Source organism: Pseudomonas sp. HMSC08G10 (assembly GCF_001808425.1).
Taxonomy (GTDB): Bacteria; Pseudomonadota; Gammaproteobacteria; order Pseudomonadales; family Pseudomonadaceae; genus Aquipseudomonas; species Aquipseudomonas guariconensis.
Genome location: NZ_KV793321.1, coordinates 1 through 17,966, shown reverse-complemented (window position 1 = coordinate 17,966; position 17,966 = coordinate 1). Strand labels below are relative to the sequence as shown.

At 63.1% G+C, this 17,966-nt stretch carries 16 protein-coding genes, 1 tRNA gene and 1 pseudogene; 12 read left to right on the top strand and 6 right to left on the bottom strand.

Annotated elements, in window-relative coordinates:
* Window position 1 precedes the first annotated feature (1 nt).
* Window positions 2–475, bottom strand: coding sequence for a hypothetical protein (locus HMPREF3173_RS17310; RefSeq protein WP_070574864.1), 474 nt, complete (start codon window positions 473–475; stop codon window positions 2–4).
* Window positions 476–677: 202 nt separating this feature from the next.
* Between HMPREF3173_RS17310 and HMPREF3173_RS17305 the strand changes: the two genes are divergently transcribed.
* The 6 genes from HMPREF3173_RS17305 to HMPREF3173_RS17280 all read left to right on the top strand — a co-directional run bounded on the left by HMPREF3173_RS17305 (window position 678) and on the right by HMPREF3173_RS17280 (window position 6,219).
* On the top strand, window positions 678–899 hold the full coding sequence (locus HMPREF3173_RS17305) for a cysteine-rich CWC family protein (protein WP_070574861.1): 222 nt from the start codon (window positions 678–680) through the stop codon (window positions 897–899).
* Window positions 900–923: 24 nt separating this feature from the next.
* Window positions 924–1,616, top strand: a complete 693-nt coding sequence (locus tag HMPREF3173_RS17300) for a pseudouridine synthase (protein WP_070574858.1) — start codon at window positions 924–926, stop codon at window positions 1,614–1,616.
* Window positions 1,617–1,984: 368 nt separating this feature from the next.
* The gene (locus tag HMPREF3173_RS17295) at window positions 1,985–2,869 is read left to right on the top strand and encodes an alpha/beta fold hydrolase (RefSeq protein WP_070574855.1); all 885 of its coding nucleotides are present in this window, start codon (window positions 1,985–1,987) and stop codon (window positions 2,867–2,869) included.
* A gap of 117 nt (window positions 2,870–2,986) precedes the next feature.
* Window positions 2,987–3,060, top strand: a tRNA-Gly gene (locus tag HMPREF3173_RS17290).
* Between the two features lie 306 nt (window positions 3,061–3,366).
* Window positions 3,367–5,070 (top strand): SulP family inorganic anion transporter, encoded by a 1,704-nt coding sequence (locus HMPREF3173_RS17285; protein WP_070574850.1) that lies wholly within the window; start codon window positions 3,367–3,369, stop codon window positions 5,068–5,070.
* 132 nt (window positions 5,071–5,202) lie between these two features.
* A complete protein-coding gene (locus HMPREF3173_RS17280; RefSeq protein WP_070574847.1) occupies window positions 5,203–6,219 on the top strand; it encodes a DUF4917 family protein in 1,017 nt (338 codons plus the stop codon).
* A 41-nt stretch (window positions 6,220–6,260) separates the two neighbouring features.
* Here HMPREF3173_RS17280 and HMPREF3173_RS17275 read toward each other — a convergent pair whose 3' ends face one another.
* On the bottom strand, window positions 6,261–7,478 hold the full coding sequence (locus tag HMPREF3173_RS17275; protein WP_070574843.1) for a class I SAM-dependent methyltransferase: 1,218 nt from the start codon (window positions 7,476–7,478) through the stop codon (window positions 6,261–6,263).
* Window positions 7,479–7,579: 101 nt separating this feature from the next.
* Window positions 7,580–8,197, bottom strand: coding sequence for a TPM domain-containing protein (locus HMPREF3173_RS17270; protein WP_070574840.1), 618 nt, complete (start codon window positions 8,195–8,197; stop codon window positions 7,580–7,582).
* A gap of 228 nt (window positions 8,198–8,425) precedes the next feature.
* On the opposite strand from HMPREF3173_RS17270, the gene bglX reads away from it, so the two are divergent.
* From bglX to HMPREF3173_RS17250, 4 genes are all read left to right on the top strand, one after another.
* Complete coding sequence (gene bglX, locus HMPREF3173_RS17265) at window positions 8,426–10,717, top strand: beta-glucosidase BglX (protein WP_070575133.1); 2,292 nt, start codon at window positions 8,426–8,428, stop codon at window positions 10,715–10,717.
* Between the two features lie 117 nt (window positions 10,718–10,834).
* Window positions 10,835–12,592 (top strand): ATP-binding protein, encoded by a 1,758-nt coding sequence (locus tag HMPREF3173_RS17260; RefSeq protein WP_070574837.1) that lies wholly within the window; start codon window positions 10,835–10,837, stop codon window positions 12,590–12,592.
* Complete coding sequence (locus HMPREF3173_RS17255) at window positions 12,586–13,917, top strand: sigma-54-dependent transcriptional regulator (protein ID WP_070574834.1); 1,332 nt, start codon at window positions 12,586–12,588, stop codon at window positions 13,915–13,917. The genes HMPREF3173_RS17260 and HMPREF3173_RS17255 overlap by 7 nt, the downstream gene beginning before the upstream one ends.
* Before the next feature lie 257 nt (window positions 13,918–14,174).
* Complete coding sequence (locus HMPREF3173_RS17250; RefSeq protein WP_070093800.1) at window positions 14,175–15,494, top strand: MFS transporter; 1,320 nt, start codon at window positions 14,175–14,177, stop codon at window positions 15,492–15,494.
* 106 nt (window positions 15,495–15,600) lie between these two features.
* Here HMPREF3173_RS17250 and HMPREF3173_RS17245 read toward each other — a convergent pair.
* A pseudogene (locus HMPREF3173_RS17245) lies at window positions 15,601–15,822 on the bottom strand (hypothetical protein); the annotation flags it as partial.
* A 340-nt stretch (window positions 15,823–16,162) separates the two neighbouring features.
* Here HMPREF3173_RS17245 and HMPREF3173_RS17240 point away from each other — a divergent pair.
* Both HMPREF3173_RS17240 and HMPREF3173_RS17235 read left to right on the top strand, forming a co-directional pair.
* Window positions 16,163–16,489: a hypothetical protein gene (locus HMPREF3173_RS17240; protein ID WP_070574827.1), complete on the top strand. Its 327-nt coding sequence runs from the start codon at window positions 16,163–16,165 to the stop codon at window positions 16,487–16,489.
* 117 nt (window positions 16,490–16,606) lie between these two features.
* Entirely contained in the window at window positions 16,607–17,212 is a 606-nt protein-coding gene (locus tag HMPREF3173_RS17235) for a flavin reductase family protein (protein WP_070574825.1), read from the top strand.
* Here the strand turns inward: HMPREF3173_RS17235 and HMPREF3173_RS17230 are convergent, their stop codons facing one another.
* The gene (locus HMPREF3173_RS17230) at window positions 17,213–17,446 is read right to left on the bottom strand and encodes a hypothetical protein (RefSeq protein WP_139146868.1); all 234 of its coding nucleotides are present in this window, start codon (window positions 17,444–17,446) and stop codon (window positions 17,213–17,215) included.
* A 112-nt stretch (window positions 17,447–17,558) separates the two neighbouring features.
* Complete coding sequence (locus HMPREF3173_RS17225; protein WP_043206432.1) at window positions 17,559–17,852, bottom strand: putative quinol monooxygenase; 294 nt, start codon at window positions 17,850–17,852, stop codon at window positions 17,559–17,561.
* Window positions 17,853–17,966: the final 114 nt, after the last annotated feature.

Here is a 17,966-nt window from a genome sequence, read left to right as displayed (position 1 = left end):
ATCAACGCCGCCAGTTACGACCGTCGTCCCCGTGCCTGCCATCATGACGACGATTGTTGTCGCCTCGACCATTGGAATGCCAACGGTCGTTCTGCGGCCGGCGATTGTCGTTGCGATAGTCATGACGGTCCCGGTCCCGCCCATAGTCATAGCGATGACGGTTGCCATAGTCGTTGCGCGGATTGCCATGCCATTGATTCACCTGATGCCCCGGGTAAGGCCGATAGTGGGGCGTGGGCGCCGGGCGGTAATAACGAGGTGCGGGTTGATAGTAGCGAGGCGCGCTCTGGTAGTAGCGCGGCTGGGTGATGTAGTAACGATCCTGACGGTAATAGCCCGGATAATAGTCGCGGTCGCTTGAGTAGTAGTCCGAGCGGTAGTAACCCGAGCGGTAGTAACCTCCATCCTCGTAGTAAGGGACGCAGGCGCTGGTGAGGAGTGCCAACAAGGCGATCAGCAGAATTCGTAGGTACATGGCGGCCTCCTGGACCGCGGGAGTGCCCGGCACAGCGGCGCTGGCGAGCATCGATGGCAATACGTTCATCGACACCGAATAAGACCGTTGCGCCCGGGTGCAGTGCCATTTTCGCAATGAATTGAAACAGGTTGCCGACAGCCGGAAACACCCTGTCGCCATAACCGGTAGAATGCCTGCTTCATAGACGTCTGGATCCGACATGAACGACAAACAGCGCTGCCCGGCCTGTGGCGCCCTGAATCAGTGCAGCCTGGCCGACCCACGCCTCGCCACGCAGCCCTGCTGGTGTTTCACCGTCACCATCGATCCGGCCGCGCTCAGGGCGCTGCCCGACGAATTGCGCAACAAGGCTTGCCTGTGTCCTCGATGCGCCAAGGTCGATGACCAGCTCAAGGCCGCGCAATCAGCGCCCAACCGCTAGCCCTTTTTCGAACCGCTTAGTGCCATGCGTCTTGATCGTTTTCTCACCAACTTGCCCTGCTACAACCGCCAGCAGGTCCGCCTGCTGCTGGTGCAACGGCGCGTGCGCGTCGATGGCGTGGTTGCCACCGACCCGCGCCAGGAGGTACGCGAATTCAGCCGGGTCGAAGTGGACGAGCAAGTACTCCAAGCCGGTCGCCCGGCGCGCTACCTCATGTTGCACAAGCCCAGCGGCTGCGTCAGCGCCACCCAGGATCCGCAACACCCTACCGTGCTCGACCTGTTGCCGGCCGAACTGCGTGAAGACCTGCACATCGCTGGCCGCCTGGACTACAACACCACTGGGTTGATGATCCTGACCAATGACGGTCAATGGTCGCGGCGCCTGACCCAGCCCAAGACCAAGCTGCCGAAGATCTATCACGTCCAGACCGAAGACGAGATCGGCGAGCACTACGTGGCCAAGTTCCGCGAAGGCTTCTACTTCGCCTTCGAGGACCTCACCACCCTCCCCGCGCAACTGGACATTCTCGGACCGCGCCGGGCGCGGCTGGCAATCGTCGAAGGCCGCTATCACCAGGTCAAGCGCATGTTCGGGCACTTCGACAACAAGGTGGTGGGGCTGCACCGGGAGCGAATGGGCTGCATTGGCCTGGATCCTGCTTTGGCTCCGGGTGAGTATCGTGAACTGACGGCCGAAGAGATCGCCTCGGTCTGAACCTCGAAGCCTCTGCGCAGGTGGGCCCCTGCATAGAGCGGTATAGACAGGTTCATCCCGTTGTTTTTCTCGTGCCATCCCCCTGAACGGCACTTGCGAGATCGCCACCCTGCTGCTTGAATCAAACTCGTCGGTCCGCATGTGACTCATCGGTCACGATTGCAGTCCAAGACGCCTTTTGCCGGTCACCCAGGGTCTCGATGCCCTGGGGCACGGCAAACCGCCCACCTAGAACAAATACCGTCGACGACCGTGCCATGGATCGACACAAGGGCTCCCGGTTTCTCTTCCAGGCGTATGCCTACCTGTCATAAACAACGTGCACCCTAGGTCACGCGAATACCCTTTTTGCGCCAGGAGTCGATGACATGAGGCCAGAAATCGCTGTGCTTGATATCCAAGGTCAGTATCGGGTTTACACGGAGTTCTATCGCGCGGAAGCAGCAGAGAAGACGATCATCCTGATCAACGGATCGCTGGCCACAACGGCCTCTTTCGCCCAGACGGTGCGCAGCCTGCACCCGCATTTCAACGTTGTGTTGTACGACCAGCCCTATGCTGGCAAGTCCAAGCCGCACAACCATCAGGAACGGCTGATCACCAAGGAGACCGAGGCGCACATTCTCCTGGAGCTGATCGAGCACTTCCAGGCCGACCATGTGATGTCGTTCTCCTGGGGCGGTGCCTGTGCCCTGCTGGCGCTGGCGCACCAGCCGAGCCGGGTGAAGAAGGCCGTGGTCAGTTCGTTCTCGCCGATCATCAACGAGCCAATGCGCGACTATCTGGCGCGCGGTTGCCAGTACCTGGCCGCCTGCGACCGCTACCAGGTGGGCAACCTGGTCAACGACACCATCGGCAAGTACCTGCCGTCGTTGTTCAAGCGCTTCAACTACCGCCATGTGAGCAGCCTGGACAGCCATGAGTACGCGCAGATGCACTTCCACATCAACCAGGTGCTGGATCACGATCTGGAACGAGCCCTGAAATCGGCGCGCAACATCGACATCCCAGTGCTGTTCATCAATGGCGACCGTGACGAGTACACCACCGTCGAGGATGCGCGGCATTTCAGCCAGCACGTGGGCCAGAGCCATTTCAGCGTGATCCGCGATGCCGGTCACTTCCTGGATATCGAGCACAAGAGCGCGTGCGAGGACACCCGGGCCGCGATGCTTGGCTTCCTCAACCCGACGCTGCGCCAACCCCGTCAACGCAGTCACTACGTACAGGGGCAGCATGCACTGGCTATCTGAGTGGTTCGGCGACGTCTAGCCCTTGTAGTGCCCCGGGCTACACGTCGCCGACAGGCCTTTTTGCACGGCCGGGCTTCTCATGACTGGCGTGTTCTGGTAAAAATGTCGGCTTCTGAAGCGGGTATAGTTTATTGGTAAAACTATAGCTTCCCAAGCTATCGAGGAGGGTTCGATTCCCTCTACCCGCTCCACTTTCCTCTAGGCGCAACCCGCGCCGATCCAGCCCTTATCAATACAAGTCCCCATCGCCCATCGCGAGGCGCGCCTGTTCGTATTTACGTAGTCCTGGACAATCCAAAGGCCGCTATCCATCGCAGGCTCCGCCAGTTTCCGGGATTGTGAACCTCCCCTTCGCTGCCCAATCCCCGCTGTTCTTGACCTAGCCCATAGCCATCATCGACCCGATCAGCTTGAATGCTGTCCGTGGGCTCGCAAGCGAAGCGGCCTCAGGACACTTATGCTGATCAGCACCCCGAAACATTTCCAAGGACGCGTGCATGTTTCTCTCCCGCTGGCTACCGGGCTTGGCCAACCTGCTGCACTACCGCCGTGAGTGGCTCCACGCTGACCTTCAGGCCGGCCTTTCGGTGGCCGCGATCCAGATCCCCATTGCCATCGCCTACGCCCAGATCGTCGGCCTGCCACCCCAGTACGGGCTATACGCCTGCGTGCTGCCGATGATCGTCTATGCCCTGGTCGGCAGCTCCCGCCAACTCATGGTCGGCCCGGACGCCGCTACTTGCGCCATGATCGCCGGCGCCGTCGCCCCACTGGCGATGGGCGATCCGCATCGCATCGCCGAGCTTTCGGTGATCGTCACGGTGCTGGTCGGCGTAATGCTGATCGCCGCCGGCGTTGCGCGGGCGGGCTTCATCGCCAGCTTCTTCTCGCGTCCCATCCTGATCGGCTACCTCAACGGTATCGGACTGAGCCTGATCGCCGGGCAGATGAGCAAGGTGGTGGGGTTCAAGATCCAAGGCGACGGTTTCATCCTCAGCCTGATCAACTTTCTCCAGCGCCTGGGCGAGATCCACTGGCTGACCCTGGCCATCGGCCTGGTCGGCCTGGGCCTGCTGGTCTGGCTGCCGCAACGCTACCCCCGCTTGCCGGCAGCGCTGGTGACCGTGGCGGTATTCACGTTGCTGGCCGGCCTGCTCGGCCTCGACCGCTTCGGCGTCGCCATTCTCGGCCCGGTGCCAGCGGGCATTCCGGAGCTGGCATGGCCGCAAAGCACCCTGGCGGAAACCAAAAGCCTGTTGCGCGACGCCCTAGGCATCGCCACCGTCAGTTTCTGCAGCGCGATGCTCACCGCTCGCAGCTTTGCTGCCCGCCACGGCTACGCGATCAATGCCAACCACGAGTTCGTTGCCCTCGGCGTGAGCAACCTGGCGGCGGGGATGTCCCAGGGCTTTGCCATCAGCGGCGCCGACTCACGCACGGCGGTCAACGACATGGTCGGAGGCAAGAGCCAACTGGTCGGCATCATCGCCGCGCTGGTGATCGCCTTGATTCTGCTGTTCTTCACCGCTCCCATGGCGTGGATTCCCCAGGCGGCCCTGGGCGCCGTCTTGTTGATGGCCGGCTGGGGGCTGATCGATGTGAAATCCCTGGGCAAGATCCACAAGCTCAGCCGCTTCGAGTTCTGGCTATGCCTGCTCACCACCGCCGGCGTCCTCAGCCTGGGCGTGCTGCCGGGAATCATCTTCGCCGTGACCCTGGCGATCCTGCGCCTGCTGTACAGCATCTATCAGCCCACCGACGCCGTCCTTGGCTGGCTGCCCGGCGTCGAGGGCCAGGTCGACGTTCGCCATCACCCGGAAGCGCGGACGGTGCCGGGCCTTGTGGTGTATCGCTTCGACGACGCGATCCTGTTTTTCAACGCCGACTACTTCAAGATGCGCCTGCTCGACGCCGTCCAAGGTGAGAGCAAGCCCCAGGCCGTACTGTTTGACGCCGAGGCGGTGACCAGCATCGACGTCAGCGGCGTCGCTGCCCTGCGCGAAGTGCGCGACACCCTCGCCGCCCAAGGTATCTACTTCGCCATCGCCCGCGCCCGTGGCAACTTCCTGCGTATGCTGGTGCGTTCAGGCATGGCGCGGGAAATGGAAGAAAAGCTGCTGTTCGGCTCGGTGCGTGCAGGGATTCGGGCGTATCGGGTGTGGCGCAACCGCACACGCCGACAGCCCGCACTCGAACCGTAAGCAGTCCCTGGCCCGGTCACGAGCAGGCACGCGCTGGGGAGGCCTGGCCTAGGCAAGCGCGGTGCGCGTCCCGCATCAAGGCTGCGGCATGCTAAAGTCCCCGCGTTCCTCGCCTTGCCCAATGGACATGCCATGCCTTCTCTCGATGCCCACCTGCCCTCCTGGCAGGCGCTCAATGACCGCCAGCCCTGCACCGCCCTGCTGGTGGGCAACGGCGCCAGCCGTGCCGTGTGGAAGCCGTTCGGCTATTTCTCGCTGTTCGAGGAGGCCCAGCGGGTCCGTCACAAGGCCTTGGGCGTAAGCGACCAGGCGCTGTTCAAGTCCCTGGGTACCGAGCTGTTCGAGCCGGTGCTCAGCACCCTGAACACCACGGTACGCGCTAATGCCGCACTGGCCATCAACTCCACCGCGCCACTGAACCGCTACTACTCGATCAAGGAAGCCCTGATCCACGCCACGCGCGCCGTGCACCTGCCCTGGACGCGCGTGCCGAGCGACACCTTGGCGACGATCAACCAGGCACTGCGCAGCTACCGCAACGTCTACACCAGCAACTACGACCTGCTCCTGCCTTGGGCTGTCAATCAGGCGCCGGAAGGCTTCGCCACGCTGTTCGACGAGCAGGGCTTCTTCGATGTGCGCCGCACCGCGACCGAAGGCATCCGCATCGTTCATCTGCACGGCGGGCTGCACCTGCTCAAACTCCCCGATGGCACCACACGCCAGCGCAGCGCCGAATGCGCCGAGCTGCTCGAAGGCTTTGCCGTGAACATTCCGGGGGAAGTGCCGCTGTTCGTCAACGAGAGCCGCAGCGAAGAAAAACTGCGCGCCATCCGCGCCTCGGACTACCTGTCGTGGGGGTTGGGCCAACTGGCCGGGGAACGCGAGGGCCTATGCCTGTTCGGCCAGCACCTGGACGCCAGCGATCAGCACCTGCTCGAGGCCATTCGCCAAGCCCGCCCCACGCACCTGTCGATCGCCATCCGCCCCTTGAGCGAAGCGTCGATCATCAATCAGAAGCAGCATTTCATGCAGCGCTTCGCCGACCTGCCAGGAACGGCCGTGCACTTCTTCGATGCCGCCAGCCACCCGCTGGGTAACCCGGCGTTGGCCATCGTGGGGCCGGCAGAACACGCCCGGCCCAGATGAATGCTCCACCTGTCATGGGCTGCTGCACAGCCCAAAATAGGTCAAGCGGCGAGCAACCCATCCTGACGCAACAACGTCTCCAGGCAATGCTCCTTCACGCCATAGAACGCCTTTAGCTGCTCGATCTTGGCCAGCAATGCGGTGTTTTCCCCCGCCTGCCGGCGCTTGACCGCCAGAATCATCTTGTTCTTGTTGGTGTGCTCCAGGGAGATGAACTCGAACACCTTGGTCTCGTAGCCGCAGGCCTCGAGGTAAAGGGCGCGCAGGCTGTCGGTGAGCATCTCGGCCTGCTGGCCGAGGTGCAGGCCGTACTGCAACATCGGCTGGAGCAGGCCTGGGCTGTGCAATTGCGGGCGGATCTGCTTGTGACAGCACGGCGAGCACATGATGATCGCGGCGTTACAGCGGATGCCGGTATGGATGGCGTAGTCGGTGGCAATGTCGCAGGCGTGCAGCGCGATCATCACCTCGATGGCCTCGGGCACCACGCTGCGCACGTCGCCGCACTGGAACTCAAGACCAGGGTGCTCCAGCCGCGCGGCAGCGGCGTTGCACAGGTCGACCATGTCCTGGCGCAGCTCGACACCGGTCACCAGGGCTTCACGCGCCAGGCTGTTGCGCAGGTAGTCGTGCATGGCGAAGGTCAGGTAACCCTTGCCCGAACCGAAATCCGCCACCCGTAGCGGCTGGTCCATGGTCAGGGGTGCGCTGGCCAGGGCGTGGTCGAAGACCTCGATGAACTTGTTGATCTGCTTCCACTTGCGCGACATGGACGGAATCAACGCGCCCTGGGCATCGGTCACTCCCAGATCGCGCAAGAACGGCCGCGACAGCTCCAGGTAGCGCTTCTTCTCCCGATCATGGGTAGTGGCAGCCTGTTCACGGGCAGGTTGGGCGATGTGGCGCTGGAGCATCGGCTTGCCCTTTTTGCTGAAACCCAGCTGCACCTCGCCCTCAGCGGTGAACAGATGGGCATTGCGAAAACTCTCGGGCAACAGCTCGGCCACCAGCGTCTGGGCCTGCTCCAGCGGCAGGTTGCGGGTAATGTCACGGGTCTGGTGGCGGTAGACCAGCGACAGGCAGTCCTGGCCCTTGACCTGTAAAGGCTTGGCGATGATCCGCTGAAGGGTCTGGTCAACGCCGACATGGCGCGCCAGCACCAGCTTGACCAGGGTACCGGCCTGCAAGGCATCGGCCAGCAAAGCCAGGAACTGGGCACGCGCATCCGGCGCGGTGGTAGCGGAGGGAGTGGCGGACATGGAAAGTGGGTGCCTCGAATCGCGGGGGGCGCGCAGCGCGCAATGGCCGGCATTTTACGTCGATGCCCGGCCAGCGCGAAGCTTTAATCGATGGACGCGGCTCAGTCCAGGATCACCAGGCGGTTGGGCAGCTCGTTGCGCGCGAAGGTCGGCGGTACGTGTTCGCTGAGCAGCTCGCCACAGGCTTCGATGCAGTCGACGAAGCCCTGCAGGGTCTGGCCTTGGCACACCTGCTCGGTAAAGCGGGCGATGATGGCATCCCACGGCTGCTCGGGCAGATGCCGGGCAATGCCCTCGTCGACCAGGATCTCCACATGTCGCTCGGCCTCGCTGACGAAGATCAGCACCCCGGTAGCACCGGCGGTGTGTTGCAAGTTGAGCTCGAGAAACTGTTGCCGCGCCAGGCCCGAGGCGCGGCGCTGACGCAACAGGCGCGGGACCAGGCGGCTGGCCAGACGTGGATTGCGCAGCAGCAGGCACAGGCCGACGAACGTCACTACCTGGACCACCAACAGGCTGCGCAAATCAGGCCACCCCAGGGCCATGTGCGCCAGGCCCGGTATGGCCAAAGCCAGCAGCGCGGCCCATAGCAGGGGCAGGTAGGCGTAATCGTCCGCGCGGCGCGCCAGCACGGTCACCAGTTCCGCATCGGTGCGTTGCTCGGCCCGAGCGATGGCCTCGGCAATCTGGCGCTGCTCGTATTCGTTGAAGACAGTCATGCCATGGGTCTCTCGATCGTTCTTATTGTTGTTGTCCCGACAGCCGGTCGGCGGGAAGTGTATCTCATGATGCCCGCCATATAAGGCATAATCCGCCGCTGCATTGGACCAGGCAGGGCCGATCAGCCAAGTGAAGCCCGGCGAACTGTACAACAATAGCCGCCAAGAAAAACTCCGGCCGTGCACGTATCCCCCTGGATACGGCAAGGGGCCACGACAATGGAATTCATGATGAAACTGTCTTTGCTGGGCCTGGCCATGGGCCTTGCCAGTCAGGCGGCCCTGGCCGCCACCTCCGCACCGCCGCTGCAGGACAAGCAGGCGTTCATCGAACACCTGATCGGCCAGATGACCGAGGCCGAGAAGATCGGCCAGTTGCGCCTGATCAGCATCGGCCCGGAAATGCCCCGCGAGAAGATCCGTGAAGAAATCGCCGCCGGACGCATCGGCGGCACCTTCAACTCGCGCACGGCCCCCGAGAACCGGCCGATGCAGGACGCCGCCATGCGCAGCCGCCTGAAGATTCCGATGTTCTTCGCCTACGACACCATCCATGGCGAGCGCACCATTTTCCCGATCGGCCTGGGCCTGGCGGCGACTTGGGACATGGACGCCATTGCCAAGGTCGGCCGCACCTCGGCGATCGAGGCGGCCGCCGACTCCCTGGACATGACCTTCGGCCCGATGGTCGATATCGCCCGCGACCCGCGCTGGGGCCGCACCAGCGAGGGCTTCGGTGAGGACACCTATCTCACTTCGAAAATCGGCCAGGTGATGGTCAAGGCATTCCAGGGCACCAGCCCGGCCGAACCCGACAGCATCATGGCCATCGTCAAGCACTTCGCCCTGTACGGCGCGGTGGAAGGCGGGCGCGACTACAACACAGTCGATATGAGCCTGCCGAAGATGTACAACGACTACCTGCCGCCCTACCGCGCCAGCCTGGAGGCCGGCGCCGGTGGCGTTATGGTCGCACTGAACTCGATCAATGGCGTGCCGGCCACCTCCAACACCTGGCTGATGAACGACCTGCTGCGCAAGGAGTGGGGCTTCAAGGGTGTGACCATCAGCGACCACGGCGCCATCCAGGAACTGATCCGCCACGGCGTGGCCCAGGACGGTCGTGAAGCCGCCAAGCTGGCCATCAAGGCCGGTATCGACATGAGCATGAATGACACGCTCTACGGCGAGGAACTGCCCGGCCTGCTCAAGTCCGGTGAAGTGACCCAGGCCGAACTGAACCAGGCCGTGCGCGAAGTGCTGGGCGCCAAGTACGACATGGGCCTGTTCAAAGACCCGTACGTGCGCATCGGCAAGGCCGAAAACGACGTCAAGGATTACTACGCTGAAAGCCGCCTGCACCGCGAAGCCGCCCGTGACGTGGCACGCCGCAGCCTGGTCCTGCTGGAAAACCGCAACCAGACCCTGCCTCTGAAGAAGGCCGGCACCATTGCCTTGGTCGGCCCTCTGGCCGATGCACCAATCGACATGATGGGCAGCTGGGCCGCCGACGGCAAACCGGAACACTCGGTGACCGTGCGCGAAGGCCTGCGCCGCGCCTTGGAGGGCAAGGCCAAGCTGCTTTACGCCAAAGGCTCGAACATCACCGGCGACAAGGCCATCTTCGACTACCTGAACTTCCTCAACTTCGCCGCGCCCGAGATCGTCGACGACCCGCGTCCAGCCGCTGTGCTGATCGACGAAGCGGTCAAGGCCGCCAAACAATCGGATGTGGTGGTGGCGGTGGTCGGCGAGTCTCGCGGCATGTCCCACGAATCCTCCAGCCGTACCACCCTGGAAATCCCGGCGGTGCAGCGCGACCTGATCAAGGCGCTGAAGGCCACCGGCAAGCCTTTGGTACTGGTGCTGATGAACGGCCGCCCGCTGTCGCTGGCCTGGGAGCGTGAGCAGGCCGACGCATTGCTGGAAACCTGGTTCAGCGGCACCGAAGGCGGCAACGCGATCGCCGATGTGCTGTTCGGCGACTACAACCCGTCCGGCAAGCTGGCGATCACCTTCCCGCGTTCGGTCGGGCAAATCCCGATGTACTACAACCACATGCGCATCGGCCGGCCATACACACCGGGCAAGCCAGGCAACTACACCTCGCAGTACTTCGAGGAGCCCAACGGCCCGCTCTACCCGTTCGGCTATGGCCTGAGCTATAGCAGCTTCGAACTGTCCGGCCTGTCGCTGGGCAGCCAGCAGCTCAAGCGTGGCGGCACGCTGGAGGCCAAGGTGACGGTGAAGAACACCGGCAAGCGCGACGGCGAAACCGTGGTCCAGCTCTACGTTCAGGATGTCAGCGCTTCCATGAGCCGCCCGGTCAAAGAACTGAAAAACTTCCAGAAACTGATGCTCAAGGCTGGCGAATCGCGCACCTTGACCTTCCGCATCAGCGAGGATGATCTGAAGTTCTACAATGGCCAGTTGCAACGGGTCGCAGAGCCGGGGCAGTTCAATGTCCAGGTCGGCCTCGACTCCGAGGCTGTGCAGCAGCAGAGCTTCGAGTTGCTGTGACAACTTCCGCCCACAGGGTTGCGCCCTAAGCACAGCCCTGTGGGCGTGGGTTTACCCGCGCCCACAGTCTGCGTGAAAAACCTTAAACACACCCAGCACAGGCCAAGGATCAGCCGCATGCTATTTTCCTTCCGAACCTTGCGTCTGGCCCTGATCGTCCTGGTGATAGTCATCGGCACCGCGCTCAGCGCTGGCTGGGCGATGCACCAGGCCAAGCGCCAGTCGATGGAGACCGACGCACGTCGGGCCAGCCAGCAACTGACCCTCTACGCCAATGCCCTGCACACCCTGATCGAGCGCTACCGTGCCCTGCCCGCCGTACTGGCGCTGGACCCGGAGCTGATCGCGGCCTTGCGCGGCCCGGTCACCGAACAGATGCAGGACGCCCTGAACCGCAAGCTCGAACGCATCAACGGCGCCGCCAACTCCTCCACCCTGGAGTTGCTCGATCGCACGGGCTTGGCCATCGCGGCCAGCAACTGGCGCCTGCCGACGACCTATGTCGGCTCCAACTACGGCTTTCGCCCCTATTTCAAGCAGACCCGCAGCCACGGCAGCGGTCGCTTCTACGCGGTCGGTGTCACCAGTGGCGTACCAGGCTACTTCCTGGCCAACGCGGTCACCGACGAACAGGGACGCTTCCTCGGCGCCATGGTGGTTAAACTGGAGTTCCCCGAACTTGAGCGCGAATGGCGCCAAGGCAGCGACATCCTGTTGGTCAGCGATGCCCGAGGCATCACTTTCATCGCCAACCAGGACGGCTGGCGCTACCGTGAGCTACAGCCGATTTCCCCCGCCGACCGCGCCGAGCTTGCCGAGACCCGCCAGTACGACAAGCAACCCTTGGTCCCCCTGCAGCATCAGGTGCTGACCGACTTCGGCGCCAACAGCCATTTGAGCCGCGTGCAAGGCCCGGATGGAAGCGTCGACTACCTGTGGGAAAGCCTGCCGCTGGAGGCAGAAGGCTGGACCTTGCATCTGCTGCGTAAGCCCCAGGTCAGCGCCGACGGACGCAACGCCGCCCTGACCGCGGCGGCGATCTGGCTGAGCCTGGTGTTCGCCGCACTGTTCGTCAGCCAGCGCCTGCGCCTGGCACGCCTGCGCCAGCGCAGCCGCAACGAACTCAAGCGCCTGGTCGAAGAGCGCACCCGCGAACTGCGCACCGCCCAAGAGGGCCTGGTGCAGTCAGCCAAGCTTGCGGCCCTGGGGCAAATGTCGGCGGCCCTGGCCCATGAAATCAACCAGCCCCTGACCACCCAGCGCATGCAGCTGGAGACCCTGCGCCTGCTGCTCGACCACGGTCGCTACGACGAGGCGCGGCAGGCCCTGGAGCCGCTGGAGCAGATGCTCACGCGCATGGCGGCGCTGACCGGCCATCTCAAGACCTTTGCCCGCAACAGCCCCGGCGGGCTACGCGAGCGCCTGGACCTGGCCACCGTGGTCGACCAAGCGTTGCACCTGCTCGATGCCCGCATCCGTGGCGAGGGCGTCGAAGTGGCGCTGTACCTGGCGCGCCCCGCGTGGGTCAGGGGCGATGCGATCCGCCTCGAGCAAGTGTTGATCAACCTGTTGCGCAATGCCCTCGACGCCATGGCCGACAAGCGTTACAAACGCCTGGAGATCCGAATCGAAGCCGATGATGGTCAGTGGCGCCTGAGCGTGCTGGACTCCGGCGGCGGTATCCCCCAGGCGGATCTGGCCCGAATCTTCGATCCGTTCTTCACCACCAAACCGGTCGGCGAAGGGCTCGGCCTGGGCCTGGCGATCTCCTATGGCATCGTCCACGAGGCCGGCGGCCAGTTGCAGGCCGAAAACCTGCCCGGTGGCGCCCGCCTGAGCCTTACCTTGCCCCGCGACCTGGAGCCTGTATGTTGAATTCGGTGATCGTCGTCGATGATGAAGCCAGCATCCGCACCGCGGTGCAGCAGTGGCTGAGCCTTTCGGGGTTTAGCGTGCAACTGTTCGCCCGCGCCGAAGAGTGTCTGGCCCAGTTGCCGGAACACTTCCCAGGTGTGATCGTCAGCGATGTGCGCATGCCTGGCATCGATGGCTTGCAACTGCTCGAACGGCTGCAGGCACTGGACCCGGACCTTCCGGTGATCCTGCTCACCGGCCATGGCGACGTGCCCATGGCCGTCGAGGCCATGCGCAACGGCGCCTATGACTTTCTGGAAAAACCCTTTACGCCGCAGACCCTGCTCGGCAGCCTGCGCCGCGCCCTGGAGAAACGCCAGTTGGTGCTGGAGAACCGTCGCCTGCACCAGCAGGCCGATCTCAAGGCGCGCCTGGAAAACACCCTGCTGGGCATGTCCCAAGGCTTGCAGAGCCTGCGCCGGCAGGTGCTGGACCTGGCCAGCCTGCCGGTCAACGTGTTGATCCGCGGCGAAACCGGCAGCGGCAAGGAACGTGTGGCGCGTTGCCTGCACGACTTCGGTCCGCGCGCCGACAAGCCCTTCGTCGCCCTCAACTGCGCGGCGATTCCTGAAACGCTGTTCGAGGCCGAGCTGTTCGGCCATGAGAGTGGCGCCTTCACCGGCGCCCAGGGCAAGCGCATCGGCAAGCTGGAATATGCCAACGGGGGAACCGTGTTTCTCGATGAGATCGAGAGCATGCCCCTGGCCCAGCAGGCCAAACTACTGCGGGTGATTCAGGAGCAGAAGCTGGAGCGCCTGGGCGCCAACCAGAGCATCAGTGTCGACCTGCGCATTATCGCCGCCACCAAACCGGACCTGCTCGAAGAAGCCCGCGCCGGACGCTTTCGCGAAGATCTGGCGTACCGTCTGAACGTCGCCGAACTGCGCCTGGCACCACTGCGCGAACGGCGCGAGGACATCCCCCTGTTGTTCGAACACTTTGCCCGCGCTGCCGCCGAGCGCCTGGGCCGCACGGCCCCGCCGGTGAGCGGTGGGCAGTTAGCGCAACTGCTGGCCCATGACTGGCCAGGCAATGTGCGCGAGCTGGCCAATGCCGCCGAGCGCCACGCCCTGGGGCTGGGCGCGCCGAGCGTCGAGGCCAGCGCCGCAGGGCAATCGCTCGCCGGCCAGATGGAGGCGTTCGAGGCACAGTGCCTGCGCGCCGCGCTGCGACAGTACAAGGGTGAGATCAAGGCCGTGATGGAGGCCTTACAACTGCCTCGGCGGACACTCAACGAAAAGATGCAGCGTCATGGGCTGGTGCGGGACGATTTTCTCGAGCGCTAATAAGCGGTTTTTTGCCTAGCCATTGTGACCAATGAGCAAAAATCCGCTTATCGAAAGTATTGAAGTGCGCGGCTACGCAGCCCATCGCGTGGCGACGTTGCGCCTGCAGGGCCTTTGGATTCGCGGGTTATGGAATGGTCGTGCGCCGCGATGGGGCATTCAGGCCCGGCAGTGCACGCCTTTGGCATAGCTTCTGCAAAACCCTTCTCAAGCGCTGACCTGCGCGCTCCACAAAAACAACGAGAAGGTATCCCCTGATGGATAACGCCAGCACCCTGCCCACCGGGGCGGCCATTGCGCCCGCCACGGAAAAAACCACCGCAAGCCGTCTCAAGTCGATTTTCAGTGGTTCCATCGGCAACATGGTCGAATGGTACGACTGGTACGTCTATGCGGCGTTCTCACTGTACTTCGCCAAGGCCTTCTTCCCGGCCGGCGATACCACCGCACAACTGCTCAACACCGCCGCCATCTTCGCCGTGGGCTTTCTGATGCGCCCGATCGGTGGCTGGCTGATGGGCCTGTATGCCGACCGCAAGGGCCGCAAGGCCGCGCTGATGGCCTCGGTCCTGCTGATGTGCGCAGGCTCCCTGGTCATCGCCCTGACCCCTGGCTACGAGACCATCGGCGTCGCCGCGCCGATCCTGCTGGTCCTGGCGCGCCTGATGCAAGGCCTGTCGGTCGGCGGTGAGTACGGCACCTCGGCCACCTACCTCAGCGAAATGGCCAGCAAGGATCGCCGCGGCTTCTTCTCAAGCTTCCAATACGTGACCCTGATCTCCGGTCAGCTCATCGCCCTGGCGGTGCTGATCATCCTGCAACAGACGCTCACCACCGAACAGCTGTATGCCTGGGGTTGGCGCGTGCCCTTCGTGATCGGCGCGCTGTGCGCCGTGGTCGCCCTGTACCTGCGTCGCGGCATGGAGGAGACCAGCTCCTTCACCAAGAAGGAAAAGTCCAAGGAAAGCCTGATGCGCACCCTGCTGCGCCATCCCAAGGAACTGCTCACCGTGGTCGGCCTGACCATGGGCGGCACCCTGGCCTTCTATACCTACACCACCTACATGCAGAAGTACCTGGTCAACACCGTAGGCATGAGCATCAGCGACTCGACCACCATCTCGGCGGCCACTCTGTTCCTGTTCATGTGCCTGCAACCGGTGATCGGTGGACTCTCCGACAAGATCGGTCGTCGTCCGATCCTGATCGCCTTCGGCGTGCTCGGAACCTTGTTCACCGTACCGATCCTCAGCACCCTGCACACCGTGCAGACCTGGTGGGGCGCTTTCTTCCTGATCATGGCGGCGCTGATCATCGTCAGTGGCTACACCTCCATCAACGCCGTGGTCAAAGCCGAGCTGTTCCCCACCGAGATCCGCGCCCTGGGCGTCGGCCTGCCCTACGCCCTGACCGTCTCGATCTTCGGCGGCACCGCCGAGTACGTGGCCCTGTGGTTCAAGAGCAACGGCATGGAAACCGGCTTCTACTGGTACGTCACCGGCTGCATCGCCTGCTCGCTGCTGGTCTACGCGACCATGAAAGACACCGCCAAGCATTCGCGGATCACGACTGACTGATCCTGCTCACGCGGTAATTGAAAAGGGGCGCTCCGGCTGACGGAGCGCCCCTTTTTCATGGTTCGGATGAGCGGTGAACCGCATACGCCGCTGACAGTGACAGCCGTCAGGAAGCCTCCAACTCTCGACGCGGTTCACGGTTGTAGAACGACGCCATCAGGATCAGCACCAGCAAGATGCCGCCGAGCACCGCCGAAGAGCCCACCGTACCGAAGTCCATCCCGCCTTTTTCGTGCGGTTTTGTCAGGAAGTCGCCCAAGGTCGCGCCGAATGGGCGGGTCAGGACAAATGCGATCCAGAACAGCGCCACGCCTGGGATATGGGTCCAGTTTATTCATTGTTTGCCGCTCCTGGGTTGAGTGGGCGCGATGCTGAGCGGGCGGGTTTGAAAAAACGGTTCGTGAAGCATGAAAAAAGCGTTCGTTCATCGAAGGTTTCATTTAACTCGGGATTAATTCCCCTCCCGCATCCTTGAACCGTGGATAGGCCACCGCCCCTAGCGCCTGTCTCACGGGCCTCTCTGTCGTTTTAAACAGCGAACATGCGCCCAAACACATCGATTAAATCGATTTTTATGCGTGATTTTTTGCGCTTTTTTATCAAATTAATCGGCGTAGCATTAAACCCATAGAAACAAACAACCCGCGAATCTCACTGGAGCAACGACCATGAAAAGCAAACTGATCCTGACCCTGGCTCTGTCGGCACTGGCTACCGGTGCATTCGCCGAAGACGGTTTCGACCGTACCAGCGCCCACAGCTTCGCCGCCGCCCAGACCCAATCGGCAACTTACGCAGAAGATGGCTACGACCGCACCGGCGCACAACGCTTCGCTGAAGATGGCTACGACCGCACCGGCGCACAGCGCTTCGCTGAAGATGGCTACGACCGCACCGGCGCACAGCGCTTCGCCGAAGATGGCTACGACCGCACCGGCGCACAGCGCTTCGCTGAAGACGGCTTCGACCGTACCAATGCCCACCGCATCAGCTGATCCGATGCGAGCGCCCAGCCCGGCTTCGGCCGGGCTTGATCATTTCCAGCGGGCTGGAGCCTTGGCACACTAGGCACCTCGTCCACAACAAGGAAAGGGCCCACGGGCCTTGCGCAGATGTACTACTACGAACCCGCCAAAGGCCATGGCCTGCCCCACGACCCGTTCAATGCCATCGTTGGCCCTCGCCCTATCGGCTGGATCTCTTCCCAGGACCAGCAAGGCCGCCTCAATTTGGCGCCTTACAGTTTCTTCAACGCCTTCAACTACATTCCACCGATCATCGGTTTCTGCAGCGTTGGGCGCAAAGACAGCCTGAACAACATCGAGCAGACCGGCGAATTCGTTTGGAACCTGGCCACCCGAACACTGGCCGAGCCGATGAACCAAAGCTGCGCGGCGGTAGCCGCGGATGTCGATGAGTTCGAATTGAGCGGTCTGACGCCGATGGCATCGCGCATCGTCGGCGTACCTCGAGTAGGCGAAAGCCCGGTGGCCTTCGAATGCAAGGTGAGCCAGATCGTGCAGCTCAAGCGAGCCGACCAGGCGCTGGTGCCCAGTTGGCTGATCCTGGGGGAAGTCGTGGCCGTGCACATCGCCGAGCATCTGCTCAAGGATGGCATCTACGACACCGCCGCCGCCGAGCCGATCCTGCGGGGAGGAGGCCCAGCGGACTACTTCGAGCTGGGCAATCTGTTCAAGATGGCCCGCCCGCAGGTCTGATCAGAAAATGAGTTCGCCTTCCTCGCCCACGCCTTGCAGGCGTGCGAGTTCGGCACAGGCGGCCTCGTCGGCCGCCACTGCACTCTGAAACACCTGGCCATCGAGCACCTTGTGAAAGCGCGGCGCGCCGCCCATACCCAAGGCTTTCACGGCGATGGCCGCGTTGTAACCACCGCCTTGCACAGGGACCATCGCCGAAACGGCTTCGAAGTGGGAAAACTCTCTACGTGCCATGCTGCAAATCCGCATCCAAAAAACGAGGGCCGCCATTCTACCCCTCAATCACGGATGAGGCTTCACGCCTCTGTAGGAGCAGGTTTGCCCGCAAAAAGCCCATGCATACACATCAGGCAAACGTATGCAGGTCCAGGCTGCTCACCACCTGGGCCTGCACCAGCTCGCCAAACACCTCGAGGGTCGGCGAAGCGAAGTAGCCGCTCATGGCTTGCTGATCGCTCCAGCTGCCGCTGAGCAACCACAGGTCGTCGTCGGCCTGGGACCGCTGTACGGTGAAACTCAGGCAACCCGGTGTACGCAGCGAAGGCTCCAGCAGGTCGCGCAGACGCGCGCCCAGTTCCGCCGAACGACCGCTGCTGGCACGGATGAAAGCCAGGTGAGTGACCGGTTGTGGCTGGGTCATGAACGATCTCCTTGAAGCATGCGGACGGAAAAACCAGGCTGCCAAGGTTAGTGCCCCGCCCTCGCGCGACGTTAGGCCATTACTGCCGGTCGATTGCCTGATCCTGCCGCGCGG

Excerpts from the sequence above, each read along its gene's own strand:
- HMPREF3173_RS17300 (WP_070574858.1), top strand. The coding sequence starts at position 924 with ATGCGTCTTGATCGTTTTCTCACCAACTTGCCCTGCTACAACCGCCAG.
- HMPREF3173_RS17305 (WP_070574861.1), top strand. The coding sequence starts at position 678 with ATGAACGACAAACAGCGCTGCCCGGCCTGTGGCGCCCTGAATCAGTGC.
- HMPREF3173_RS17280 (WP_070574847.1), top strand. The coding sequence starts at position 5,203 with ATGCCTTCTCTCGATGCCCACCTGCCCTCCTGGCAGGCGCTCAATGAC.
- HMPREF3173_RS17310 (WP_070574864.1), bottom strand. The coding sequence starts at position 475 with ATGTACCTACGAATTCTGCTGATCGCCTTGTTGGCACTCCTCACCAGC.
- bglX (WP_070575133.1), top strand. The coding sequence starts at position 8,426 with ATGATGAAACTGTCTTTGCTGGGCCTGGCCATGGGCCTTGCCAGTCAG.
- HMPREF3173_RS17275 (WP_070574843.1), bottom strand. The coding sequence starts at position 7,478 with ATGTCCGCCACTCCCTCCGCTACCACCGCGCCGGATGCGCGTGCCCAG.
- HMPREF3173_RS17270 (WP_070574840.1), bottom strand. The coding sequence starts at position 8,197 with ATGACTGTCTTCAACGAATACGAGCAGCGCCAGATTGCCGAGGCCATC.
- HMPREF3173_RS17235 (WP_070574825.1), top strand. The coding sequence starts at position 16,607 with ATGTACTACTACGAACCCGCCAAAGGCCATGGCCTGCCCCACGACCCG.
- HMPREF3173_RS17225 (WP_043206432.1), bottom strand. The coding sequence starts at position 17,852 with ATGACCCAGCCACAACCGGTCACTCACCTGGCTTTCATCCGTGCCAGC.
- HMPREF3173_RS17285 (WP_070574850.1), top strand. The coding sequence starts at position 3,367 with ATGTTTCTCTCCCGCTGGCTACCGGGCTTGGCCAACCTGCTGCACTAC.
- HMPREF3173_RS17295 (WP_070574855.1), top strand. The coding sequence starts at position 1,985 with ATGAGGCCAGAAATCGCTGTGCTTGATATCCAAGGTCAGTATCGGGTT.
- HMPREF3173_RS17255 (WP_070574834.1), top strand. The coding sequence starts at position 12,586 with ATGTTGAATTCGGTGATCGTCGTCGATGATGAAGCCAGCATCCGCACC.
- HMPREF3173_RS17250 (WP_070093800.1), top strand. The coding sequence starts at position 14,175 with ATGGATAACGCCAGCACCCTGCCCACCGGGGCGGCCATTGCGCCCGCC.
- HMPREF3173_RS17240 (WP_070574827.1), top strand. The coding sequence starts at position 16,163 with ATGAAAAGCAAACTGATCCTGACCCTGGCTCTGTCGGCACTGGCTACC.
- HMPREF3173_RS17230 (WP_139146868.1), bottom strand. The coding sequence starts at position 17,446 with ATGGCACGTAGAGAGTTTTCCCACTTCGAAGCCGTTTCGGCGATGGTC.
- HMPREF3173_RS17260 (WP_070574837.1), top strand. The coding sequence starts at position 10,835 with ATGCTATTTTCCTTCCGAACCTTGCGTCTGGCCCTGATCGTCCTGGTG.